This window comes from Nocardia amikacinitolerans (assembly GCF_900215415.1).
In the GTDB taxonomy this organism is placed as follows: domain Bacteria; phylum Actinomycetota; class Actinomycetes; order Mycobacteriales; family Mycobacteriaceae; genus Nocardia; species Nocardia amikacinitolerans.
Map to the genome: position 1 here is coordinate 1,425,089 of NZ_OBEG01000001.1, position 22,862 is coordinate 1,447,950.

At 70.7% G+C, this 22,862-nt stretch carries 10 protein-coding genes; 2 read left to right on the forward strand and 8 right to left on the reverse strand.

The genetic code is table 11. The annotated features are described in order from the left end of the window. The first annotated feature begins 33 nt into the window (after window positions 1-33). Window positions 34-1,044, forward strand: coding sequence for a class-II aminoacyl-tRNA synthetase family protein (locus CRP45_RS06600; protein ID WP_179830775.1), 1,011 nt, complete (start codon window positions 34-36; stop codon window positions 1,042-1,044). A gap of 72 nt (window positions 1,045-1,116) precedes the next feature. On the opposite strand, the gene CRP45_RS06605 is transcribed toward CRP45_RS06600, so the two are convergent. Then, window positions 1,117-1,443 (reverse strand): hypothetical protein, encoded by a 327-nt coding sequence (locus CRP45_RS06605; protein ID WP_067791872.1) that lies wholly within the window; start codon window positions 1,441-1,443, stop codon window positions 1,117-1,119. Window positions 1,444-1,705: 262 nt separating this feature from the next. Here CRP45_RS06605 and CRP45_RS06610 point away from each other — a divergent pair, with 262 nt between their 5' ends. Next, window positions 1,706-2,041, forward strand: coding sequence for an RNA polymerase-binding protein RbpA (locus CRP45_RS06610; protein WP_067791875.1), 336 nt, complete (start codon window positions 1,706-1,708; stop codon window positions 2,039-2,041). Window positions 2,042-2,120: 79 nt separating this feature from the next. Here CRP45_RS06610 and CRP45_RS06615 read toward each other — a convergent pair whose 3' ends face one another. The 7 genes from CRP45_RS06615 to CRP45_RS06645 form a co-directional block, all read right to left on the reverse strand. Further along, window positions 2,121-2,903: an ABC transporter permease gene (locus CRP45_RS06615; protein ID WP_097244621.1), complete on the reverse strand. Its 783-nt coding sequence runs from the start codon at window positions 2,901-2,903 to the stop codon at window positions 2,121-2,123. Window positions 2,904-3,075: 172 nt separating this feature from the next. Beyond that, window positions 3,076-4,068, reverse strand: coding sequence for an ATP-binding cassette domain-containing protein (locus CRP45_RS06620; protein WP_067791878.1), 993 nt, complete (start codon window positions 4,066-4,068; stop codon window positions 3,076-3,078). A gap of 16 nt (window positions 4,069-4,084) precedes the next feature. After that, the gene (locus tag CRP45_RS06625) at window positions 4,085-17,734 is read right to left on the reverse strand and encodes an amino acid adenylation domain-containing protein (protein ID WP_097244208.1); all 13,650 of its coding nucleotides are present in this window, start codon (window positions 17,732-17,734) and stop codon (window positions 4,085-4,087) included. Window positions 17,735-18,111: 377 nt separating this feature from the next. After that, a complete protein-coding gene (gene lnt, locus CRP45_RS06630; protein ID WP_097244622.1) occupies window positions 18,112-19,836 on the reverse strand; it encodes an apolipoprotein N-acyltransferase in 1,725 nt (574 codons plus the stop codon). A 2-nt stretch (window positions 19,837-19,838) separates the two neighbouring features. Next, window positions 19,839-21,437 (reverse strand): amidohydrolase, encoded by a 1,599-nt coding sequence (locus tag CRP45_RS06635; protein WP_179830776.1) that lies wholly within the window; start codon window positions 21,435-21,437, stop codon window positions 19,839-19,841. 135 nt (window positions 21,438-21,572) lie between these two features. After that, a complete protein-coding gene (locus CRP45_RS06640) occupies window positions 21,573-22,055 on the reverse strand; it encodes an FxsA family protein (RefSeq protein ID WP_097244209.1) in 483 nt (160 codons plus the stop codon). Window positions 22,056-22,138: 83 nt separating this feature from the next. Further along, the gene (locus CRP45_RS06645) at window positions 22,139-22,798 is read right to left on the reverse strand and encodes a response regulator (protein ID WP_067791887.1); all 660 of its coding nucleotides are present in this window, start codon (window positions 22,796-22,798) and stop codon (window positions 22,139-22,141) included. Window positions 22,799-22,862: the final 64 nt, after the last annotated feature.

Genomic DNA, 22,862 nt, shown 5'->3' on the forward strand with positions numbered 1-22,862 from the left:
TGTTCCGGTGTCCGCGATTCCTACCTTCGGGACATGTCGACGACCGAACTCGCCGCCGTCAGCGGAGACGACCAGCCCGATCTCGCCCGCGACGCCCGGCGCCTGCACCGTCCCCTGCTCTGGTCCTCGGCCGCCATGGCCGCGCTCGTCCTGTTCTCGCTCGGCGGGATGATCGTCGACGACCGCACGCTGCTCGGGGAGTCCGTGTGGTTGAAGACCTTCAAGTTCGGGGTGGCGTTCGCGGTATACGAGATCACGCTCGCCTGGTTGTTGTCCTTGCCGCACAAAGGTTCTCGCGCCACCTGGTGGCTCGGCACCGTGTTCGCGATGACCGGAGTGCTCGATGTGGGATTCATCGTTGTCCAGGCCGCGCGCGGCACCTTCAGCCATTTCAACTCCTCCGACGACCCGGTCAACTCCATCGGCCAGATGGTGTTCGCCACCGGCGTGCCCGGCCTGTTCTTCGCGAACCTGCTCATCGTGCTGATCCTGTCCTGGCAGCGGCTGGTCGACCGGCCCACCGCCCGGGCCGTCCACGCCGGACTCGCGCTGGCCGTGGCGGGCATGGCGCTCGGGTACCTGATGGGGTTCACCGGCGAACAGCTCGTCCGTGACGCCGACGGGCAGGTCGTGGAGCTGGTCGCCGGCCACACCGTGCTACCGGAGGACGCCCCCGCCGCCGAACGCGCGATCCGCGACACCGCAGAAGGCATGCCGCTCACCCACTGGAGCACCATCGGCGGCGACCTCCGCGTCCCCCACTTCGTCGGCCTGCACGGCATCCAAGTCCTGCTGCTGGCCACCTTCCTGCTCACCCACCTGGCCCGCAGGCACCGCTGGCTCCGCCCCGAACCCACCCGCGCCGCCCTGATGGCCGTCCTCGCCCTCACCTACACCGGCGTGCTCGCCATCACCTTCTGGCAAGCCATGCGCGCCCAACCCCTCATCCATCCCGACCCCCAAACCCTCACGGCCTACGCCGCCCTCTTCAGCGCCGCCGCAGCCACCACCTTCACCATCTACCACCGCAGCCACAGGGCCTGAGGTGCTGGAACGGCGGTCGCTGATCACGGCCACGACATAGCGAGTGCCGCCGGTACGGAATCGGCGGTGGCGCTAGCGCAGGCGTTCGGCTTCTCTGGCCAAGGTGACGAGGGTGGCGCTGAGGGAGGCGAGTTCGGCGGTGTCGGCGCCTTCGACGATGGCGGTGGCGATGTCCTCGGCGGCGCAGCGGGCCGCGAACCAGCGGTCCGCGAGGTCGGCGGCCTCCTGGGCGCTGAGCACGACGGAGTCTTCCGGAATCCCGGTGCCTTTGAGGCTGTTGCGGTGTTCGTAGGCCCGTTGGCGGCAGGACTGGCGGCAGTACCGGCGACGGCGTCCGGCCTCCGACTCCACGATCTCCCGACCACACCACAGGCAGCAGGACAGCAAGCGGCGCGACATGAGGCAGAACACTAGTGCGTCGCGCGGCGAGATGGCCCGCAGACCCCCCGCCGTCGCAGGACCGCAACACAGGAAACCGCAGGACGCCCGCGTGGCGTGGCACGGCAGAGCCACCGACTACAATGGAACGGTTCACCGTCGCCGTGTCGGGAACTATTGACGCAGGCCCGTTCGTTGCACTAGAGGTCCAGCGAGCGCAGGACGCGTTCGCCGGGCACGGTCGCAGCGCAACAAGACTCGAGCACACAGGGAGAGGCACACCATGGCAGATCGCGTACTCCGGGGCAGTCGGCTCGGAGCGGTGAGCTACGAGACCGATCGCGACCACGACCTGGCCCCGCGTCGGATCGCCCGGTACCGCACCGACAACGGCGAAGAGTTCGACGTGCCCTTCGCCGACGACGCCGAGATCCCCCCGACCTGGCTGTGCCGCAATGGTCAGGAGGGCATCCTGGTCGAGGGCACCACGCAGGAGACCAAGAAGGTCAAGCCGCCGCGTACCCACTGGGACATGCTGCTGGAGCGTCGCAGCAAGGAAGAGCTCGAGGAGCTGCTCAAGGAGCGCCTCGAACTGCTCAAGACCCGCCGCCGCGCCTGACGCAGCCGAACGAAAAGGCCGCCTCCCGATCGGGAGGCGGCCTTCGTCGTGTTCGGTGACTTCGGTCTTGTTCGGTGACTCAGTGGCTGGCGACCTTGCGGTAGCGCAGCAGCGCCAACGGCATCGCCACGGCCAGGATCGCGACCGAGCAGATGATGGCGTACTCGACGCAGTGCTCGGCCGCCCACCCCGAGGGCGGTACGAACGAGGGCGGGGAATCGTTCTCGAACAACTTGCGACCCGACGCCGAGACCGCGGTGATCGGATTCCACTCCGCGATGGTCCGCAGCGGCCCAGGCAGCGTCTCGGCGGAGATGAAGGCCGACGAGATGAAGCTGAGCGGGAACAACCAGATCAGGCCCGCGGACTGGGCGACCTCGACGGTCGGTGAGAACAGACCGGTGACCGCCCCGACCCACGACATCGCGAACGCGAACAGCAGGATGATCCCGAAGGCCAGTGCGGCGTCGGCGATTCCGCCGTTGATCCGCCAGCCGACGATGTAGCCGCAGACGACCATGACGACCAGGCTCAGGATGTTCACGGCAAGGTCGGAGAGCGTGCGACCCATGAGCACCGCGAGCCGCGACATCGGCAGCGTGCGCATCCGATCGATGATGCCCTTGTGCAGGTCGCCCGCAAGGCCGACGGTGGTGAAGGCGGCATTGAAAGCGACCGTCTGGGCGAAGATTCCGGCCAGCAGGAACTCGCGGTACTGGCTGCCGCCCAGCGAGGCGCCGAAGATGTAGGCGAACAGGAACACGAACATCAACGGCTGGATCGTCGCGGTCACCAGCAGCGTCGGCACCCGGAGGATGGTCAGCAGATTGCGCCAGGCGACGATCGCGCTGTCCCGGAAGATCCGTAGTTTGGGTGGCGTGATCTCTTGGGACACAGGCTCTTTCGGTTTCGTCTGCGCGGTTTCCTCGGCTTTGTCGAGCTCGTCGCATACCACGGTGGAGGCACTCGTCACGGGGCCACCTCGCTGACGCGGGGCGCTGCCGCGGTAGTGGTTGTCGGTTCGCGTCGCTGAATCACGACATGATCTCCTCGGGTACGTCGTCGGTTTCCGATTCGGCGCTCGGCGTCGGCGCCGGTGTGCCGGTGAGGGACAGGAATACGTCGTCGAGACTTGGCCGGTGCACGCTCGCGTCCACCACGCACACCCCGGCGTCGTCGAGCCTGCGCAACGCCTCGACCATGGTGCGCGAGCCGTCGCCGACCACGACCGTCACCTCGTCGGTGCCGGTCTCGTGGTTCGGCTCGCCGACGCCGATCTGGGCGAGCACCGTCATCGCGGGCTTGGCCTCCTGGCCGGGCGCCAGGGTGACGGTGAGCCGGTCGCCGCCGATGGAGGTCTTCAGCTCGTCGGCCGAACCGCGCGCGATGACTCGCCCTCGGTCGATGACGGTGATGCGGTCGGCGAGCAGATCGGCCTCTTCCAGGTACTGGGTGGTGAGCAGCACGGTGGTGCCGTCGTCGACGAGATCGCCGATGACCCGCCACATGTCGAGCCTGCCGCGCGGATCCAGACCGGTGGTCGGCTCGTCGAGCACCACCACCGCGGGCCGGGCGACGAGCGCGCCCGCCAGGTCGAGGCGGCGCGCCATGCCGCCGGAGTAGGTGCCCGCGCGGCGGTGCGCGGCATGGTCGAGACCGAGCGCGCCGAGCAGTTCGGCCGCCCGGTTGGTGGCTTGGCGCGGTGACATGCCGTAGAGCCGGGCCACCATGCGTAGGTTCTCGTAGCCGGAGAGGTTGGCGTCGACCGCCGCGTACTGACCGGAAAGGCCGATCCGCCGCCGCGCGTCCGCCGGGTCGCGGAGCACGTCGATGCCGGCCACCCGCACCGAACCCGCGCACGGCTTCAGCAGGGTCGTGACGATCCGGACGGTGGTGGTCTTGCCCGCGCCGTTGGGCCCGAGCAGTCCCATCACCGTGCCCGCCGGAATCTCCAGGTCGATGTCGTCGAGCACCCGAATTTTGCCGTAGTTCTTGACGAGACCGCGCACCTCCACCGCGAGAGTCATGACCGCACCTCACTCACTAGGCATCCTCCTTCGTTGTGCCCGCGCCGCCGTCGAGCCGCCGGTTCAGTACCGGTCCGATCACGGCGAGCGACTCGGGTGCGGTCATGGCCGAATGGCGGCAGGGCAGTTCGTGGTCGTGGACGGTTCCGGTGACGAACGGCTCCCACGCCGCCGCGCACCGTGCCGGATCGGCCTGGTTGACCTCGTCGGCCGCGGCGGTGAAGAACAGCACGTCGCCGTCGAAGGTGCGCGGCTGGAAGCCGTGCGCCAGCACCGTGCCGTTGGTGTAGCCCTCGTACAGTCGCTCCAGGTGCTCGATGGTGAGCGCCGCGAACGCGCCGGGGCGCGAGCGCAGCAGTTCCGCCGCGTCGAGCAGGCTCATCGTGGGATCGAGTTCGTCGTCGTCCAGATCGCTGCCGAACTCCGCGATGATGTCGGCGACGCCGGGGATGGCGTGTTCGAGCAATTCGTCGGAGAGCTGGTAGCTGTCCATCATCGCCAGCAGCGCCACCTCGTCGCCGGATTCCTGCAGCCGCACCGCGATCTCGTGCGCGATGAGACCGCCGAGCGACCAGCCGAGCAGGTGGTACGGACCTTCGGCCTGCACCGACTTGATGTGCGCCACGTAGTAGTCGGCGGCCTCGCCGATAGTGGAAAAGCCCTCCTCCCCCGCGACGTGCGGTGATTGCAGCCCGTACAGCGGTCGGTCCGGCGACAGGTGCGCGAGCAGACCCGAGTAGCACCAGGACAGCCCGATCGCCGGGTGGACGCAGAACAGCGGAGCCTTGCGTCCGGGAGCGGTCGGCCGGATCGGCAGCACCGCACCGAGCGCACCGGCCATGGCCGTCGCCGCGCCGTCGGAACCGGCCAGCCGCGCGGCGATGGCGGCGGGTGTCGCCTCGCCGAACATCACCTGCACCGGCAGGTCGATGCCCTCGGCCCGCACCTGCGCGACGACCTTCGTGGCAAGCAGCGAGTTGCCGCCGAGCTCGAAGAAGGCGTCGTCCGCGCCGACCCGCTCCACCCCGAGCACCGACTCGAACGCCGCGCACAGCGCCGCCTCGATCGGGTTGCTCGGCGCCCGGTATCCGCCGGACGCGCTGAACACCGGTTCCGGCAGCGCCTTGCGGTCGAGCTTGCCGACCGGGCTCAGCGGGACCTCGTCGATGAGCATGATCGATTGCGGCACCATGTAATTCGGCACCAGCCCGGCCACGTGCTCGGTCAACTCGGCCGCGGTGAGCTCGGTTCCGTTGCGCGGCTTCACATACGACACCAGCGCCGTGCTGCCCGCGGGCGTGCGGTAGCCGATGGTGGTGGCGAACTCGACCGCGCGGTGGCGGGCCAGCGCGATGTCGATCTCGCCGAGTTCGATACGGAAGCCGCGGATCTTGACCTGGTGGTCGGTGCGGCCGACGTACTCGATCTCGTGTTCGCCCTCCGCCGCGCCGGACCACCAGCGCACCAGGTCGCCGGTGCGGTACATGCGCTCGCCCGGCTTGCCGTACGGGTTCGCGACGAACCGCTGCGCGGTCAGCCCGGGCCGGTTCAGGTAGCCGCGGGCCAGCGCGCTGCCCGCCAGGTGCAGCTCACCGGTGACGCCGACCGGCGAGGGATGCAGCCTGGCGTCCAGCACGGTCGCGGCGACGCCGCGGATCGGACCGCCGATGGTGATCGGCCCGCCGGGCTCCATGGGCTGGGAGATCACCGTGACGATGGTGGTCTCGGTGGGCCCGTACACGTTGTACAGGTTGCGACCCGGCGCCCACCTGGCGACCAGATCGGGCGGCAGCGCCTCGCCGCCGACCAGCACGTGCGCCAGATCGGTGACACCGGTCGGGTCGACCGTGCCAAGCGCCGAGGTCGTGATGAACGCGTGGGTGATCCGTTCCTCGATGAACACCTGTGCCAGCTCCGCGCCGCCGACCACTCCTGGCGGGGTGATCACCAGCGTCGCCGCGCCGCCGAGGGCGAGCAGCAGATCAAGCATCGCGGCGTCGAAGCTCGGCGTCGCGAAATGCAGGACGCGGCAACCGGGTTGGACGTCGAAGCGCTCCGCGGTCTCGGCGGCGAAATTGGACAGGCCGCCGTGGGTGACCATCACGCCCTTCGGGGTGCCGGTCGAACCGGACGTGTAGATCACGTACGCCGGGTTGTCGACCCGCAGCGGGCGCACCCGCTCCTTCTGCACGATCGCCTTGTCCGACGCCGCGAGCACGCCCGCGCGGAACCGCGGATCGTCCAGCACGATCCACTCGACGCCGTCGGGCAGCTCGTCGCGGTACTCGGCGAGCGTGATACCCATCGCCGCACCGGAATCGGTGAGCATGTGGGAGATGCGCCCGGCCGGGTACAGGGGGTCGACCGGCACGAACGCCGCGCCGGCCTTGGCGACCGCGAGCACCGAGGCGACCGACTCGACCGAGCGCGGAATGCCCAGCGCCACCAGGGTTTCCGGGCCGACGCCGTGTCCGATGAGCACGCGGGCCAGCCGGTTGGTCCAGCGATCAAGCGCGTCGTAGGTGACGTGGGTGCCGTCCGAGGACAGCGCCACGGCGGTGCGGTCGACGTTCGCCGCGGCCTCGAACACCTCCGGGAAGACGATCGGGCGGTCGGCTTCGATGCCGCGCACCGGAGCCAGCCCGGTCCACTCCTCGGGGGCGAGCAATCCCAGATCGCCGACGGCGGCGGTCGGCGTCGCCGCGATCGCGTGGAGCAGCCGCACCAGGCGCTTGCCGAGTCCGTGCGCGGTCCGCTCGTCGAACAGATCGCTCGCGTAGTTCACCGCGAGGGAGATACCGCCTGGCTCGCGCTGAGCGGTCTGCTCCTCGGTGAGGGTGAACTGCAGGTCGAACTTGGCGATGCCGGTGTCGCCGTCCTCGGCCTCGATGCGCAGACCGGGCAGTTCCAGGCTGCGCAGCGGCCGGTTCCGCACCGAGAGCATCACCTGGAACAGCGGGTGGTGCGCCTGCGAACGGGCCGGGTTGAGCACCTCGACGAGGCGTTCGAACGGCAGGTCGGCGTGCGCGAACGCGTCCAGATCGGTGTCGCGCACGCTGTGCAGCAGGTCGGTGAACCGCGCGTCCGGATCGAGGCGGGTGCGCAGTACAAGCGTGTTGACGAACATGCCGATCATCCGGTCCAGCGCCGGATGGCCGCGGCCCGCGATCGCGGTGCCGACCGCGATGTCGTCGGTGGCGGTCATCCGGTGCAGCAGCACCGCGAGCGCGGCGTGCAGCACCATGAACATGCTGACGTTGTTGGTGGTGGCCACCGCCTGCAGCTCCCGGTGGGTGACCGCGTCGATCGCGCATTCCACCGTGCCGCCGCGATAGGACGGCACCGGCGGCCGCGGCCGGTCCGCGGGCACGTTCAGCAGTTCGGGAACACCGTCGAGGGTGGCTCGCCAGTAGTCGAGCTGGTGGCGAAGCACCGAGTCGGGATCGTCCTCGGTGCCGAGCGTATCCCGTTGCCACAGCGTGTAATCCGCGTACTGCAGGGTGAGCTCGTCCCAGTCCGGCTGCTGTCCGGCGCAGGCGGCGCGGTAGGCAACGGCCACGTCCGCCGCCAGCGGCTCCAGCGACCAACCGTCCATGGCGATGTGGTGCACGACGAGGACGAGGACGTTGTCGGTCGAGGCGGCGGGCGGTGCCGTGCCGTCCGGATCGGGTTCGTCCGACACGGTGATCAGGGCCGCGCGCAGCGGCACGGACTCGCCGAGGTCGAAGCCCGGTGCGGCGAAGCTCCGGACCGCGTCGTCGACGCCGTCGGGGGTGACCGTCGCGACGAACAGCGTCACCGCCGCGTCGGCGGGATCCAGGACGACCTGGGCCGGTTCGCCGTCCACCTCGGGGAACACCGTGCGCAGCGACTCGTGCCTGGCCTGCACGTCGTGCAGCGCCCGCACCAGCGCGTCGACATCCAGCTCGCCGTGCATGCGCAGCACGACCGGGATGTTGTAGGCGCCCGCGCTGCGGTTCGGCCCGTCGGCGGCCGGGCCGACTTCGTTGAACCGGTTGAGGAACCACAGCCGCTGCTGCGCCGCGGACAGCGGAATACGGTCGGGCCGCTCGCGGCGCACCGGCTCGGGGCGCGCGTCCGCGCCGGACGGCCCGGACTCGAGCATGGCGGCGAGCTCGGCGACGGTCGGCGCGGAGAAGACGCTGCGCACCTCGAGCCGGGTGTTCGTCGCCGCCTCCAGTCGCGCGACGAGCTGGGTGGCCAGCAGCGAGTTTCCGCCGATGTCGAAGAAGCTGTCGCCCGCGCCGACCGTTTCCGCGCCGACCAGCTCGGCCATCACGGCGGCGACCAGCTTCTCCAGTTCGGTCTCCGGCGCGCGACCGTCGGACACGGCGGCGAACTGCGGCTCGGGCAGCGCCGCGGTGTCCAGCTTGCCCACCGGGGTGAGCGGGATCCGGTCGAGCACCGTGATGCTCACCGGAACCATGTGCGCCGGAAGCTGTTCGGCGACATGCGCGCGCAAGGCCTCGGTGTTCACGCCGGCGCGCCCATCGAGCGGCTGGACGAAGGCGACGATCCGATCGGCGCCCGCGATGTGGCGGACGTCGGTGTGCGCGAACCGCACGCTCGGGTGCCCGCCGAGCGCGGCGGTGATTTCGCCGAGCTCGATGCGGAACCCGCGCACCTTCACCTGGTGGTCGCTGCGGCCGAGGTAGACCAGCTCGTTCGCGGCGTTCCAGCGGACAACGTCACCCGTGCGGTACATGCGGGCGCCCGCCGGCCCGAACGGGTCGGCGACGAACCGGGCCGCGGTCAGTCCGAGGCGGTCGAAATAGCCTCGCGCCACGCCGAATCCGCCGAGGTACAGGTCGCCGGGCACGCCGACGGGCACCGGCCGCAGCCGGTCGTCGAGCACCGTGGCCCGCGCGCCGCGCACCAGCGTGCCGATGGTGATCGGCGCGCCGACGGTCACCTCGGCGGCGGTGACGACGACGGTGGTCTCGGTCGGGCCGTACCCGTTGAACATCAGCCGTCCCGGCGCCCAGCGGGCCGCCAGCTCCGGCCCCCACGCTTCGCCGCCGATCATGAGCGAACGCAGGTGCGGCAGCGGCCAACGTTCGTTGTCGATGGTGGACAGCGCCGCGGGCGTCATGAACGTGTGGGTGATCCGCTCGCGGTCCATCAGCGCGGCCAGCTCGTCGCCGCCGTAGATGTCCGGCGGGCAGATCACCATGGTCCCGCCCGAACCCACCGCGAGCAGCAGATCGAACACGGCGGCGTCGAAGCTCGGCGAGGAGAAGTGCAGCGTCCGCGCGTCCGGGTCGACCCGCATCCGGTCGCGGATCTCGTCGGCGAAGTTCGACAGCCCGCTGTGGGTGACCGCGACGCCCTTCGGCTTACCGGTCGAGCCCGAGGTGTAGATGATGTAGGCCAGGTCGGCGATCCGCACGGGCCGCGACAGTTCCGCGTCGTCGATCGGTCCGTCGTCCAACCTGTCGAGCTCGGCCGTCGTGGCCGGTTCGTCGAGCAACAGCCAGTCGGTCGATGCTTCGTCGCCCGCCGCGCGCAGCCGCCCGGCGTATTCGGACACGGTGACGCCGAACCGGCAGCCGGAGTCGGTCAGCATGTGCCGGACGCGATCGGCCGGGTAGTTCGGGTCCACCGGCACGAAGGCCGCGCCGGACTTGGCGACCGCGAGCACGGTGAGCACCGAGTCGATGGAGCGGGTCAGGCCGAGCGCGACCCGATCGCCGACGCCGATGCCGCGCCCGACGAGGGCACGGGCCAGGCGGTTCGAGCGGCGGTCGAGTTCGGCGTAGGTCATCGAGACATCGCCGGACCGCACCGCGTCGTGCCGCGCGTGCCTGCGCGCCGTCGCGGTGAAGTACGCCGCCAAGGTGAGCTGCGGCGTGGTCTGTCCGCCGGTCGCCGGGCTGAGCAGCCTGCGCTCGTTCTCGGTGCGCGCGTCGATCTCGCGGACAAGCGCACGCGGGTCAGCGGTGACCGCGTCCAGCACGCGCAGGAACCGATCGGCAAGGGTCTCGACCGTCTCGGCGTCGAAAAGTTCCGCCGCGTAGACGAACTCGAAGTCGCTCGCGCCGGTGTCGCGGGCCGCGACCCGCAGTTCCAGATCGAACTTGGCGCGCGCGATGTCGAGTTCCTCGGCGCTCAGCGCCAGCTCCGGCAGCTCCAGGGTCGGCGCGGGTCCGTCCTGAACGGTCAGCGCCACCTGGAACAGCGGTCGGTTCGCCCCGACGCCCATGACCCGGCCCAGTTCCTCGACGACGCGCTCGAAGGGCACGTCTGCGTTGGCCATGGCGGTCAGCTCGGTGTCGCGGTCGGCACGCAGCTGGTCGGTGAACGGCCGGTCCGGGTCCACGTCGGAGCGCAGCATCATGGTGTTCACGAACATGCCGACCAGTTCGTCGAGCTTGGTGTCCGTGCGGCCCGCGACCGGAGTGCCGATCACGATGTCGCGGCCGCCGGTGACGAACCGAAGCAGGACGGCGAGCGCCGAGCGCAGCACCATGAACATGCTGACGCCCTGCTCGCGGGCGAGTTCGGCGAGCGCGCGCTGGAGCGGTTCCGGCACGGCGAACCGCACGGTGCCCGCCTGCTGGGTCGGATCGAGCGGCCGTTGCCGGTCGTACGGGAGCGGCAACTCCGCGGGCAGGTCGGCCAGCTCGGTGCGCCAGTAGGCCAGCTGCGCGCCGGCGACGCTGTCCGGATCGCTCTCGTCGCCGAGGCAGGCCCGCTGCCACAGCCCGAAGTCGGCGTACTGCACCGGAAGTGGCGTCCACGCAGGCGCGTGGCCCGCGCGGCGCGCCGCGTAGGCCAGCGCGAGGTCGCGGGTCAACGGGCCGAGGGACCAGCCGTCTGCCGCGATGTGGTGCAGCACGATGCCGAGCTGGTAGCGCTGAGTACCGGTGCGCAGCAATGCGATTCGCAGCGGAGTGTCCCTGGTCAGATCGAAGCCGCCGCGCGCGAGTACACGCAGCGCGTCCTTCGCGCCCGCCTCGTCGACCTCGATCGGCTCCACCGAGGGCAGCGACCTGCCGATCGGCAGCACCAGCTGCTGGGCTCCCGCGCTGTCCTCCGGGTACACGGTGCGCAGCACCTCGTGCCGCTCCACCACATCGGTGAGCGCTGCGCGCAGCGCGGGAACGTCCAGATCGCCGTCGATTCGAATGACGAAAGCGATGTTGTAGGCGCTGGATTCGGGCGAGAATCGATTGAGGAACCACAGTCGCTGCTGCGGCAGCGACAGCGGGATGCGTCCCGGACGCGGGGTGTGCACAGCCAGCGCCACCCGTTGCGTCCGGGGCGCTTCCGCCAACTGCTCGGCCACGGCGGCGACCGTCGGCTCCTCGAACAGCGTCCGCACCGGCAGATCCACGCCGAACTCGGCGTGCAGCGCGGCCGCCAACCTGGTCGCCAGCAGCGAGGTGCCGCCGATGTCGAAGAAGCTGTCCTCGGCGCCCTCGACCGGGTGTCCGAGCACGGCGCCGAACACGCCGGCCACCCGGATCTCGGCCTCGGTGCGCGGCGCGCGCGACGGACCGGCGGCCGCGAACACCGGCTGCGGCAAGGCCTTTCGGTCCAGCTTGCCGGACGGGGCGACGGGCAGCCGGTCGAGCACCATCACCGAGGCGGGCACCATGTAGCCGGGCAGCTGCTGTCGCGCCGTCTCCAGGATCGCGGCGGGCGTCACGCCCTGCGCGCCGTGTTCGGCCGTCACGTACGACACCAGCCGCGGGTCGCCGTGATCGCCGGAATGCACGATCGTCAGCGCGAAACTCACGCCGGGGTGCGTGCGCAGCGCGTGGTCGATCTCGCTGAGCTCGACGCGGAAGCCGCGGATCTTGATCTGGTCGTCGGCCCTGCCGAGGAAGCGCAGCCGCCCTGCCGGATCGGCGACCACCAGATCGCCGGTGCGGTACATCCTTTCGCCGCGCCTTCCGTGCGGATTCGCCGGGAAGCGTTGCGCCGTCAGGCTGTAACGGCCGAGATAGCCGCGGGCCAGACCGGGACCGGACAGGTACAGCTCGCCGGGCGTGCCCGGCGGCACCGGGTGCAGGCGCCGGTCGAGCACGAACAGGCGCATGCCGCGCACCGGCATGCCGAGCGGCACCGGACTTCCCGCCGCCATCGGTCCCGACGCCGTCGCGGCGACGGTGGCCTCGGACGGCCCGTACATGTTGTGCATGCGGTGCCGCGCCGACCAGGTCGCCACGAGCTCCTCGGAGCACGCCTCGCCACCGACGATCACGGCCTCGAGCTCGTCGAGACCCTCGTCGGGCACGGTCGCCAGCGCGGCGGGGGTGATGAACGCGTGCGTGACGTGTTCGGTGCGCAGCAGATCCGCCAGTTCGGCGCCGCCGTACATCCCGGCCGGAGCGATCACGATGGTCGCGCCCGCCGCGAAGCCGAGCAGCAGTTCGAGCACCGACGCGTCGAAGCTCGGCGACGAGAAGTGCAGCGTGCGTGCGGAATCCGTGACGCCGAACTTGTGCATCTGCTCGCTGGCCAGCGAGGCGATACCGGCGTGGGTCACCACGACGGCCTTCGGAATGCCGGTCGATCCCGAGGTGTAGATCAGGTAGGCCGGGTGGCTGGTCCGTAGCGGGTAGTGCCGGTCTGCGTCGGTGATCGGCGCGGTGGAGTGGTGGTCGCATTCGGCGGCCAGCTCGGTCGACCCGAGCACCAGCCAGTCCACGTAGGACTTGCGGTGCCGCCCGCGCGGCGCGGGCCATTCGGGCATGGCGGCCAAGCACTCCGGAATGGTGAGGCCGAGAAACGCGCCGGAGTCGGCGATCATGTGCCCGATCCGCTCGGCCGGGTAACCGGGGTCGATCGGCACATACGCCGCACCGGTTTTCGCGACCGCCCAGACCGCGGCGATCGAGTCGAGGCTGCGCGGCAGTGCGATCGCCACCACGACCTCGGGACCCGCGCCGTGCTCGATCAGCACCCGCGCCAAGCGGTTCGACCGCTCGTCGAGCTCGCGGTAGGTGGTGTCCTGTCCGAGGTAGCGCACCGCGACGGCGTCGGGCAGCCGCTCGGCGGTGGCGGTGAGCAGGCGGGCCAGCGAGACCGACGGCTCGGCGGGTGCGGCCGAGATGGGCACCAGGTTGGCCGCTTCCTTGCGGTCGAGGATGTCGATGTCGCCGACCGGCACCTCCGGCGCGGCGACGGCGGCGGTGAGCAGGGCGACGAAGCGACGCGCGAACGACTCGACCGTTCGCTCGTCGAAAACGTCTACCGCGTAGCCGAATTCGGCGGTGAGCGGACCGTCGCCGAAGTTGTCGTGCACCTCGAGCTGCAGGTCGAACTTGGCGACGTCGGCCGCGAGCGGCAGCACCTGCGCCGTCACGTTCGGCAGCTCGATGCCGAGTTCCGGCGCGCGGTCGTAGGACAGCATCACCTGGAACAGCGGGTGCCGGGCGGCCGAGCGCTCCGGGTTGACCACCTCGACCAGCCGCTCGAACGGCACGTCGGCGTTGGCGAACGCGTTCAGGTCGGTCTCCCGGGCCACGTCGAGCATCCGGTCGAAGCCTGCTGCCGCGTCGACCTCGGTGCGCAGCACCAGCGTGTTGACGAACATGCCGACCAGGTCGTCGAGCGCCGGATCGGAGCGACCGGCGATCGGGGTGCCGACCGCGATGTCGGAGCTCGCGCACAGCCTGGCCAGCAGGGTGGCCAGCGCCGCGTGCAGCACCATGAACATGCTGACGCCGTGGCTGGCGGCGAGTTCGGCTGCGGCGCGGCGGGTTTCGGCCGAGATCGTGAACGCGACCCGGCCGCCGGCGGTGGAGCGGCGCATCGGGCGCGGACGATCCAGCGGCAGGTCGAGCTGATCGGGCAGGCCGGCCAGCGCCGAACGCCAGTAGGTCAGCTGGCGGCTCAGCGCGCTGGCCGGATCGTTCTCGTCGCCGAGCAGCTCGCGCTGCCAGAGGGCGAAATCGGCGTACTGCACCGGCAGCGGCGTCCACCGCGGCGCGGCGCCCTCCGCCCGCGCGGCCACCGCCGCCATCAGATCCTTGGCCAGCGGCGTCACCGACCAGCCGTCACCGCAGATGTGGTGCAGCACGATCAGGAACACGTGCTGCTGCGGGCCGGTCTTCCACAGGGCGACCCGGATCGGCGCCTGGCTGCGCAGATCGAAGCCGTACCCGGCGAACTCGGTGGCCAGCTCGGCCACGTCGGCGCCGATGGCGTCGATCGGGTCGAGGGTCAGTGGGATCTCGGTGGCCGGGTGGATCAGCTGGTAGGGACCGTCGGCGGCCTCCGGGAAGGTGGTGCGCAGGCTCTCGTGGCGATCGATCACGTCGACGAGTCCGGCGCGCAGCGCCGCGTGGTCGAGCGGTCCGTCGAGACGGACGGCCAGCGGCATGTTGTACGCGGCGGCGTGCTCGGCGAAACGGTTCAGGATCCACAACCGCTGCTGGGCCAGCGAGAGCGGAATCCGTTCCGGCCGTTCGGCGGGCAGCAACCGCGGCGAGGTGGTGTCGGGGGTGTGCGAGGCGAAGCGCTGGGTGAGCGCGGCCACCGTGGACGCCTCGAACAAGTCGCGGATGGTCAGCGCGGTACCCAGCGCGACGTTGATGCGCGCGACGGCGCGTGCGGCGATCAGCGAGTTGCCGCCGAGGTCGAAGAAGCCGTCCTCGAGCCCGATCGCGTCGATGCCGAGCACCTCGCTGAAGATCGCGGCGAGCGCCCGCTCCACCTCGGTGCGCGGCGCGGCGGTCACCGGCATCGTCCTGGCGACCAGCGTCGGCATCGGCAGCGCCTTGCGGTCGATCTTGCCGTTGGCGCTGAGCGGTAGCTCGTCGAGTTCGATGAGCGCCGAGGGGACCATGTAGGCCGGCAGCGTCCGGCGCAGCGCGGCCAGCAGGGTCTGGGTGTCCATGCGCTCGTCGTCGGCGCCCGGCGCGGCGACCACGTAGGCCACCAGTTCGTCGCCGGTGCGCCCGGCGTGCGCCACGCAGACCGCCCTGGTGACGCGCTCGTCGTCCAGCAGCGCGGCCTCGATCTCGCCGAGCTCGATGCGCAGGCCGCGGATCTTCACCTGGAAGTCGGTGCGGCCCAGGTACTCCAGCACGCCGCGGCCCTCGGCCGTCGGCTCCAGCTGCCAGCGGGCGAGATCGCCGGTGCGGTACATGCGCGCGCCGGGGGTGAACGGATTGGCCACGAACCGGTCGGCGGTCAGCCGCGGCTGGCCGAGGTACCCGCGGGCCAGCTGCACACCGGCCAGGTACAACTCGCCGACGACGCCGGGCGGCACCGGTCGCAGCTGCTCGTCGAGCACGTAGGTCTGGGTGTTCCAGACCGGCGAGCCGATCGGCACGGTCTCCGGCGCGCTCGGGCACGGCCAGTAGGTGACGTCGACGGCGGCCTCGGTGGGCCCGTACAGGTTGTGCAGCTGGGTCCCGCGCTGCACCGCGTGGAAATCGCGGACGGTGGCGGCGGGCAACGCCTCACCGCTGCAGAACACCCTGCGCAGGCAGGCGCATCCGCGGACGTCGGTATCGGTGACGAACACCGAAAGCATGGACGGCACGAAATGCGCCGTGGTGATGTGCTTCTCGGCGATGACGCGCGCCAGGTAGGCCGGGTCGCGGTGACCGTCGGGTGCCGCGACCACCAGCCGCGCGCCGATCTGCAAGGGCCAGAAGAACTCCCAGACCGAGACGTCGAAGGTGGCCGGGGTCTTCTGCAGGACCGCGTCGGTAGGGTCGAGCGGGTACTCGTGCTGCATCCAGTGCAGCCGATTCACGATGGCCTCGTGAGATACGCCGACGCCCTTGGGTTTTCCGGTCGAGCCCGAGGTGAAGATGACGTAAGCGAGGTGCTCGGGACGCAGCGGCGCCAACCGGTCGGCGTCGGTGATCGGGGCGGCGTCGTAGCCGGACGTGTCCAAGGTGTCGAGCATGAGCACCGGCGTGCGCACCGGAAGGGCGAGCCCGTCGCGCTCGGCGCCGAGCAGGCACACCGGGGCGGCCTGGCCGAGGATGCCGTCGATGCGGTCGGCCGGGTGGTCGGGGTCGAGCGGCAGGTAGGCCGCGCCTGCCTTGACGATCGCGTACATGCCGACGACCAGTTCGATGCTGCGCCGCAGGCAGAGACCGACGACCGTGTCCGGTCCCGCGCCGCGCGCGATGAGCAGCCGCGCCAGCCGGTTGGCCCGCTCGTCGAGCTCGCGGTAGGTCAGCGCGTGTCCCTCGAACTCGAGCGCGGTCGCATCCGGGGAGATCGTGACGCGGTCGGCGAAGAGCTCCGCCAGCGTGCCTTCCCGGACGGGCGTCTCGGTGGCGTTCCATTCGCGAAGCACCAGATCGCGCTCGGCGTCGGTGATCGCGCACAGCGACTCCGCGGGGGTCTCCGGCTCGGACTCCAGGAAGGTGCCGAGGAAGTCGAGGAAGCGGCCGTGGTGCATGGCGACCTCGCGGTCGGCGTACAGCCTCGGGTTGGCCTCGAAGTCGACGTGGATGTGGTCCGCTTCGCCGTTGTAGAGGTTGATCGAGAGGTCTTCCACCGGACCGGTGGCGAGCACGTGCAGCGAGCCGGTCAGCTCGCCGAACTTCAGCTCGTTGTGGAACAGCATGATGTTGACCATCGGCCCGAAGAAGCCGCGCGCGTCCCTGGAGTAGCCGCAGTCGCGCCGGATGTCGTCGTGGCGGTAGCGCTGGTGCCGCAGCGCGCCGGTGATCTGGAGTTCCGTCGAGCGCACCACGTCACCGACGGTGGTGCCCGCGTCGAAGCGCAGGCGAATCGGCACCACGTTCGACAGCACGCCCGCCGAACGGCGCAGCGCGACGGTGGTCCGCGCCGCGACGGGCAGGCTAAGCACCACGTCCGAATCGCCGGTCACCGAGCGCACGTAGCAGGCGAGCGCCGCGACGAACAGCGTCGAGTTGTTCGTGTCGAACGCCGCCATCGCGGCGGTCATGGCGGCGTCGGCGCGGTCGTCGAGCATGCCCTTGGCCAGGTGCCTACCCGGGTCCGGCGTCGAGGAGGTCACCGCGACGGTGGACAGGCTGAGTGGTCCGCCCGCGCCCGAGAGTTGCTCGAGCCAGTACTCGCGGTCGGTGCGGAACCGGTTGGACTCGCGGTAGGCCGACTCGTCGGCGTAGATCTGCGCCAGACCGGTCGCGCGCGAGACCGACGGCTCCGTGTGGTTCTGCACCGCGGTGTAGATCTCGGCCGTTCGGGTCAGCGCGTTCATCGCGCCGTAGCCGTCGATCACGATGTGGTGGCCGCGCGAGTACCAGAAGTACTCGGAGTCGCCGACGCGCAGCACCACGTTGGTTGTGAGCGGATCACGTTCCAGATCGATCGGAGAGCTGGCGTGCTCGTTCATCCAGCGCAGTGCGGCGCCGCGCGGATCGGGTTCGTCGCGCAGGTCGATGCGGCCCCAGCCGGGGCGGCGGGACCAGTCCACCAGCTGATGCGGAACACCGTCGATCTCTACCATTCGGACGTGCCCGACCTCGGTCTCGGCACCGAAACGCTCGATCGCGTAGAGCAGGCACCCGACATCGAGATCGCCGTGGATCTCGACGTACTGGGCGATTGTCAAGGGTACGTCGGGCCGAATCCGCTGGGCATACCACAGGGCCGTCTGCGCTGGGGAGAGAGCGAAGGGTTGTGCCGAAAATTCACCCGAAGTGCATTGGTCGACGCGATCGGTGGCCAATGAACTCATTCATCACTCCGTTCTGCCGCAACTGACGCAACTCCCCGACCCCCCTACGGCGGCCACGCATGCGCGAGCCGTAGGACGTGTGATCCACGCCCTATGATTCGGAGCACCCCAGATGCCGGATGGCCGACGTATTGGATTTGTTTCACATCGAACGACGTTGGCAGAACGCCCTTTTGGCCAGCTACATTTCCGCAAACTTTCGCGTCGAGCGGCGTCGCGGACCACAAACACCGAGGTCCGACGGCTGACGCCGCGGACGGAATCGACCCCACTGCCCGCCTCAGCAAACGCTTGGCAACATCACAAACAGGCTACGGAGGCCTCGCCCGTCCCGGAAGAGACCGGATGTTCGGTTGTCGAGGAGATCGTGATCCAGGTCAGCCGACCGATTGGTCGACCGAAAAGCCCTGGTCGGTCGCGTGAACAGACCGCGACCTCCGCCGGTGGGACAACGCGACAACGACGGCGGCAGCGGTCAGGATAGCCGAGACCCATTCGGGTGCGGCGCCGATTCGAGTAGCCAAAGTGATGCTGTTTCGCAATGGCAGGTCCGCGACGAGGGCCGCGGGCACGAACAACTCGGTCTGTTGCGGCACCGCTCCGTCGGCGGTGACGATCGCGCTGACACCCGAGGTGGCCGCCACCACCAGCGCCCTGCCGTGCTCCACCGCGCGCACCCGCGACATCGCCAGTTGCTGGTAGGTCATCTCGCTGTCGCCGAAGGTCGCGTTGTTGGTCGGCACGGTGAGCAGCTGCGCGCCCGACCGCAGCGAATCGCGAAACGCCCGATCGAACGCGACCTCGTAGCAGGTCGCCACGCCGATGTCGACGCCTGCGGCGCGCACCGTGCCGTCACCGTCGCCCGGCACGAAATAGCCTGCGCGGTCGGCGTATTCGGAGAACAGCCGGAAGAAGGAACGCAGCGGCAGGTATTCGCCGAACGGCTGGATGATCTTCTTGTCGTGCCGGTCTGCAGGACCTTCCGCGCCGTTCCACACCATCACCGAATTCGTCGTGGTGCGATCGCCGTTCACGAGGACGGCGCCCACCAGGATCGGCGCGTCGATCGCCTCGGAGGCCCGGGTGATCAGGGCAGCGGCGTCGGCGTTGCGCAGCGGATCGATGTCGGAGGAGTTCTCGGGCCAGATCACCACATCCGGCTTGCGCGCACGGCCCGCGGCGACGTCCTCGGCCAGCTGCTCGGTGCGGCGGACGTGGTTGTCCAGCACCGCGCGTCGCTGCGCGTTGAAGTCGAGACCGAGGCGCGGCACGCTGCCCTGAATCGCGGCGACCGTGATCGTCCCGTCCCCCTCGTCCGGGGCGGGCAGTGCGGACCGGAGGAGCACACCGGCGATGGGCATGATGACCAGAGTCGCTGCCGCGGTGATGATTCCGGCCCGAGACGCGGCGCCGACGCGAGGTTTCGTCGCGACCGCCGAACCACCTCCGGACAGCTCGTCCGCCGAGTTCCGCGCGCCCGCAGCGTCCTTCGACTCGTCGTCGGCGACGACGCCTCCCGGGGCGCCGGTCGTGCGCAGTGCCGCCAGCCGTTCGACCAAGGCCGCGAGTCCGGTGCCGGTCAACGCCACCGCGAACCCGATCAGCGGCGCGCCGCCCACCGCGGCCAGCGACAGGAACCAGCCGTCCGCCTGACCGAAAGCCAGCCGACCCCAAGGGAATCCGCCGAACGGGAAGCTCGATCGAATCCATTCCGTGGTCACCCAGGCCAGCGCCACCCACAGCGGCCACCAGGGCAGCCGCCCGATCAGGTTGGCAAGCAGGCCGAACAGCCCGAGGTAGAGCGCGCACGTGGTGGAGAGCGCCAGCCAGGGCAGCGGACCGACGTAGATTCCGGTCCACGGCAGCAGCGGCACGAAAAAGCCCAGCCCGGCCAGCATTCCGTAGCCGAAGCCGCCGCGCAGGCCGTCCGCGCCGCGCACCGTCGCGGTGAGTACGGCGATGCCGACCGGCGCGAGGAACCAGAACGGCCGCGGCGGAAAGCTGCCGAACAGAAGCAGTCCCGCGACCAGCGCGGCCATCGATCGCGCCGCCACGCCACGCAGCCGATCCGGTGCGCGGCGGGTGCGCGTCAGGCCGGGCATCGTCATGCCTCGAAAAGGGTGACGCCGCGGTGCACGGTGCGCAGGCACCGCGGCGGGGCCGAATCCGGTTCCAGCGGCGGCAGTCCCGGCACACGGGACCGCGGATCGGTGGACCAGCGCTGGACCGAGTCGGCGGCGGCCGCGACGACGAGATCGCCCGCCTCCCATACGGCGTACGAGGCGGGCGCGCCGGGCACGAGGGTCCCGGCGATGCCGTCGCGCACGCCGCCCGCGCGCCAGGCCCCGCGCGTCGCCGCCGCGAACGCCGCGCGCGGCGAGATGCCGTTGCCCGGCGTCCGGTGGTTCGCCGCGGCGCGCACGGCCAGCCACGGATTCAGTTCGGTGACCGGCGCGTCCGAGCCGATGGCCAGCGACACACCCGCGGCGGCCATGGCCGCGAACGGATTCAGCGCGGCCGCGCGCTCGGCGCCGAGCCGGGCCGCGTACATGCCGCCCGCGCCGCCCCATGTCGCGTCGAAAACCGGTTGCACACTGGCGATCACGCCCCAGGAGGCGAGCTTGCCGATCTGCTCGGCGTCGAGCATCTCGGCGTGCTCGACGCGGTGTCCGCGCGCCGCGACGGCCGGGCCGCCGAGCTCGTCGACGACCCGCTGGAAGCCCGCGACCACCGCGTCCATGGCGGCGTCGCCGATCACGTGGAAGCCGGCCTGGATGCCCGTCGCGGTGCACGCCCGCAGGTGCGCGGCGATGGCCTCGGCGTCCAGATATCCGTTTCCCGTCCCGGGCGTGTCGGCATAGGGTTCGCGCAGCCACGCGGTGTGCGAACCGAGCGAGCCGTCCACGAACAGGTCGCCGCCGAGCGCGTGCACGCCGAGTTCGGCGACCAGCGCCTTGGCCTCCTCGGCGCTGGTCACGGCCTCGCCCCAGTAGGCGCGGACCTCGACGCCGTGCTCGAATTCCAGCAGTTCGCGCACGTCGTCGCGGCCCGCGATGTCGGGTCCCGAGCATTCGTGGACGGCCACGATGCCGCTGGCGGCGGCCGCGTCCAGCGCGGCGCGGCGCGCGTCGTCGCGCCTGGCGCGGTCCAGGCCGCCCAGCACCGCGGAACGCGCGCGGTGGTGCGCAGCGGCGCGCAGCGGCTCGCCCCTGGTGAACCCGGCCGTCGAGGTCACCTCGGGCACGGCGTCCAGCAGTGCCGAGGACACTGCGGCCGAATGCCCGTCCACCCGGGCCAGATACACCTGCCGGCCGGGGCCCGCGGCGGCGTCGATCTCCTCGACCGTCGGCGGGCGGCCCTCCGGCCAGCGGGTCTCGTCCCAGCCGTCGCCGAGGATCGCGCCCCGGGGCTGGGCCGCGGCATGAGCGCGCAGCGCGGCGAGGCATTCGGCGAGCGAGCGCGTTCCGGACAGGTCGAGTCCGGTGAGTTTCAGGCCGAGCGCCGTCACGTGGACGTGCGGCTCGACGAACGCGGGCGCTACGAACGCGCCGTCCAGGTCGATGATCTCGGCGTCCGGATGCAGGGCCCGGCCGGGTTGTTCGGCGCCGAGCCACACCACCGTGCCGTCGGTGACCGCCATCGCGGTCGCGTCCGGTGAACTAGAGCTGTAGAAACGACCGCCGAGCAGCAACTGGGTACCCACGGGTCACCAGTCTGCCGTATCCCGGATTCGGTCGATCACCGTGGACGGGCGCCCATGCCCTGTCTCGAAGTCCGGCCGGAGGCAGCCGTGGCGATTCGGGCCGCGGCGACAGCGGATGGGACTTCGAGGCAGCATCTAAGCGGGGCCGACCGCGCGGCGAGCGTTGCCCTGGCCGTCGTCGTAGAACTGCTGGACGACCACGCCGTCGATCACCTCGTCGCCGTCGATGACGACGCCGCGGTACGGCGCACCGCCCACCAGGCGGCCGAAGCGGCGCGCGGCCAGCGCGGTGACGACCGGACGCACCAGCGTCCTGGTCGGCGGCAGCAGCAACAGCAGGCCGAACAGCGAGGTCACCAGGCCGGGCACGAACATGAGGACGCCGCCGGTCGCGACCAGCGCGCCGTCGGCGACGGCGGTGCCGGGGGCGATCTCACCGCGTCCGGCGCGACGGAACTGTTCGAACACCCGCCTGCCCTGCGAGCCGATCAACAGCATGCCCGCGGCGGAGCCCGCGATGAGCAGCAGGATGGTGGGCGCGACGCCGATCAGCTGACCGACGGCGAACAGCGCGGCGATCTCGACGACCACGTAGAGCACGAACAGCAGAGCGGGCATGGCGTTCCTTCCGGACGATCTACCCCTACCAACGCCCGCCCGCGCCGTTTTTCTCCCGCGGGCGGCTGATAGCTCGCTGAGATTCAGCCGCCGGGCCGCACCAGCCCGGTCTCGTAGGCGAGCACAACGGCCTGCACCCGGTCGCGCAGACCGAGTTTGGTGAGCACCCGGCCGACGTGCGTCTTCACGGTGGCCTCGGAGAGATAGAGCTGTTCGGCGATCTCGGCGTTGGAGCGGCCCGCGGCGATCTGCTCGAGCACCTCGCGCTCGCGCGCGGTGAGCACGTCGAGCACCGAGGGGTCGCGCATGCCTGCGGGATCGTCGGCGATGAGCCGGTCGAGCAGCCGTTTGGTGACCTTCGGTGAGACCACCGCGTCGCCCGCCGCCACGCTGCGGATGGCCGAGACCAGGTCTTCGGGCGGGGTGTCCTTGAGCAGGAAGCCGCTGGCGCCCGCACGCAGCGCGCCGAGTGCGTGTTCGTCGAGATCGAAGGTGGTCATCACCAGGACGCGGCAGCCGTCGCCCGCCTCCACGATGCGGCCGGTCGCCGTCACGCCGTCGACGACGGGCATCCGGACATCCATCAGCACCACGTCGGGGCGCAGTTCCTTGGCCTTGCCGACGGCGGCGGCCCCGTTCTCGGCTTCGCCGATCACCTCGATGTCGGGGTGCGCGCCGAGGACCATCTTCAGCCCCATGCGCATCAATTCTTGGTCGTCGACTACGAGAACGGTGATCGGCACCGCTCCAATCTAGCGGTGCCCGGCGACGATTCGGTTACCCTCCCGCGCGTCTCACGGGATTGTC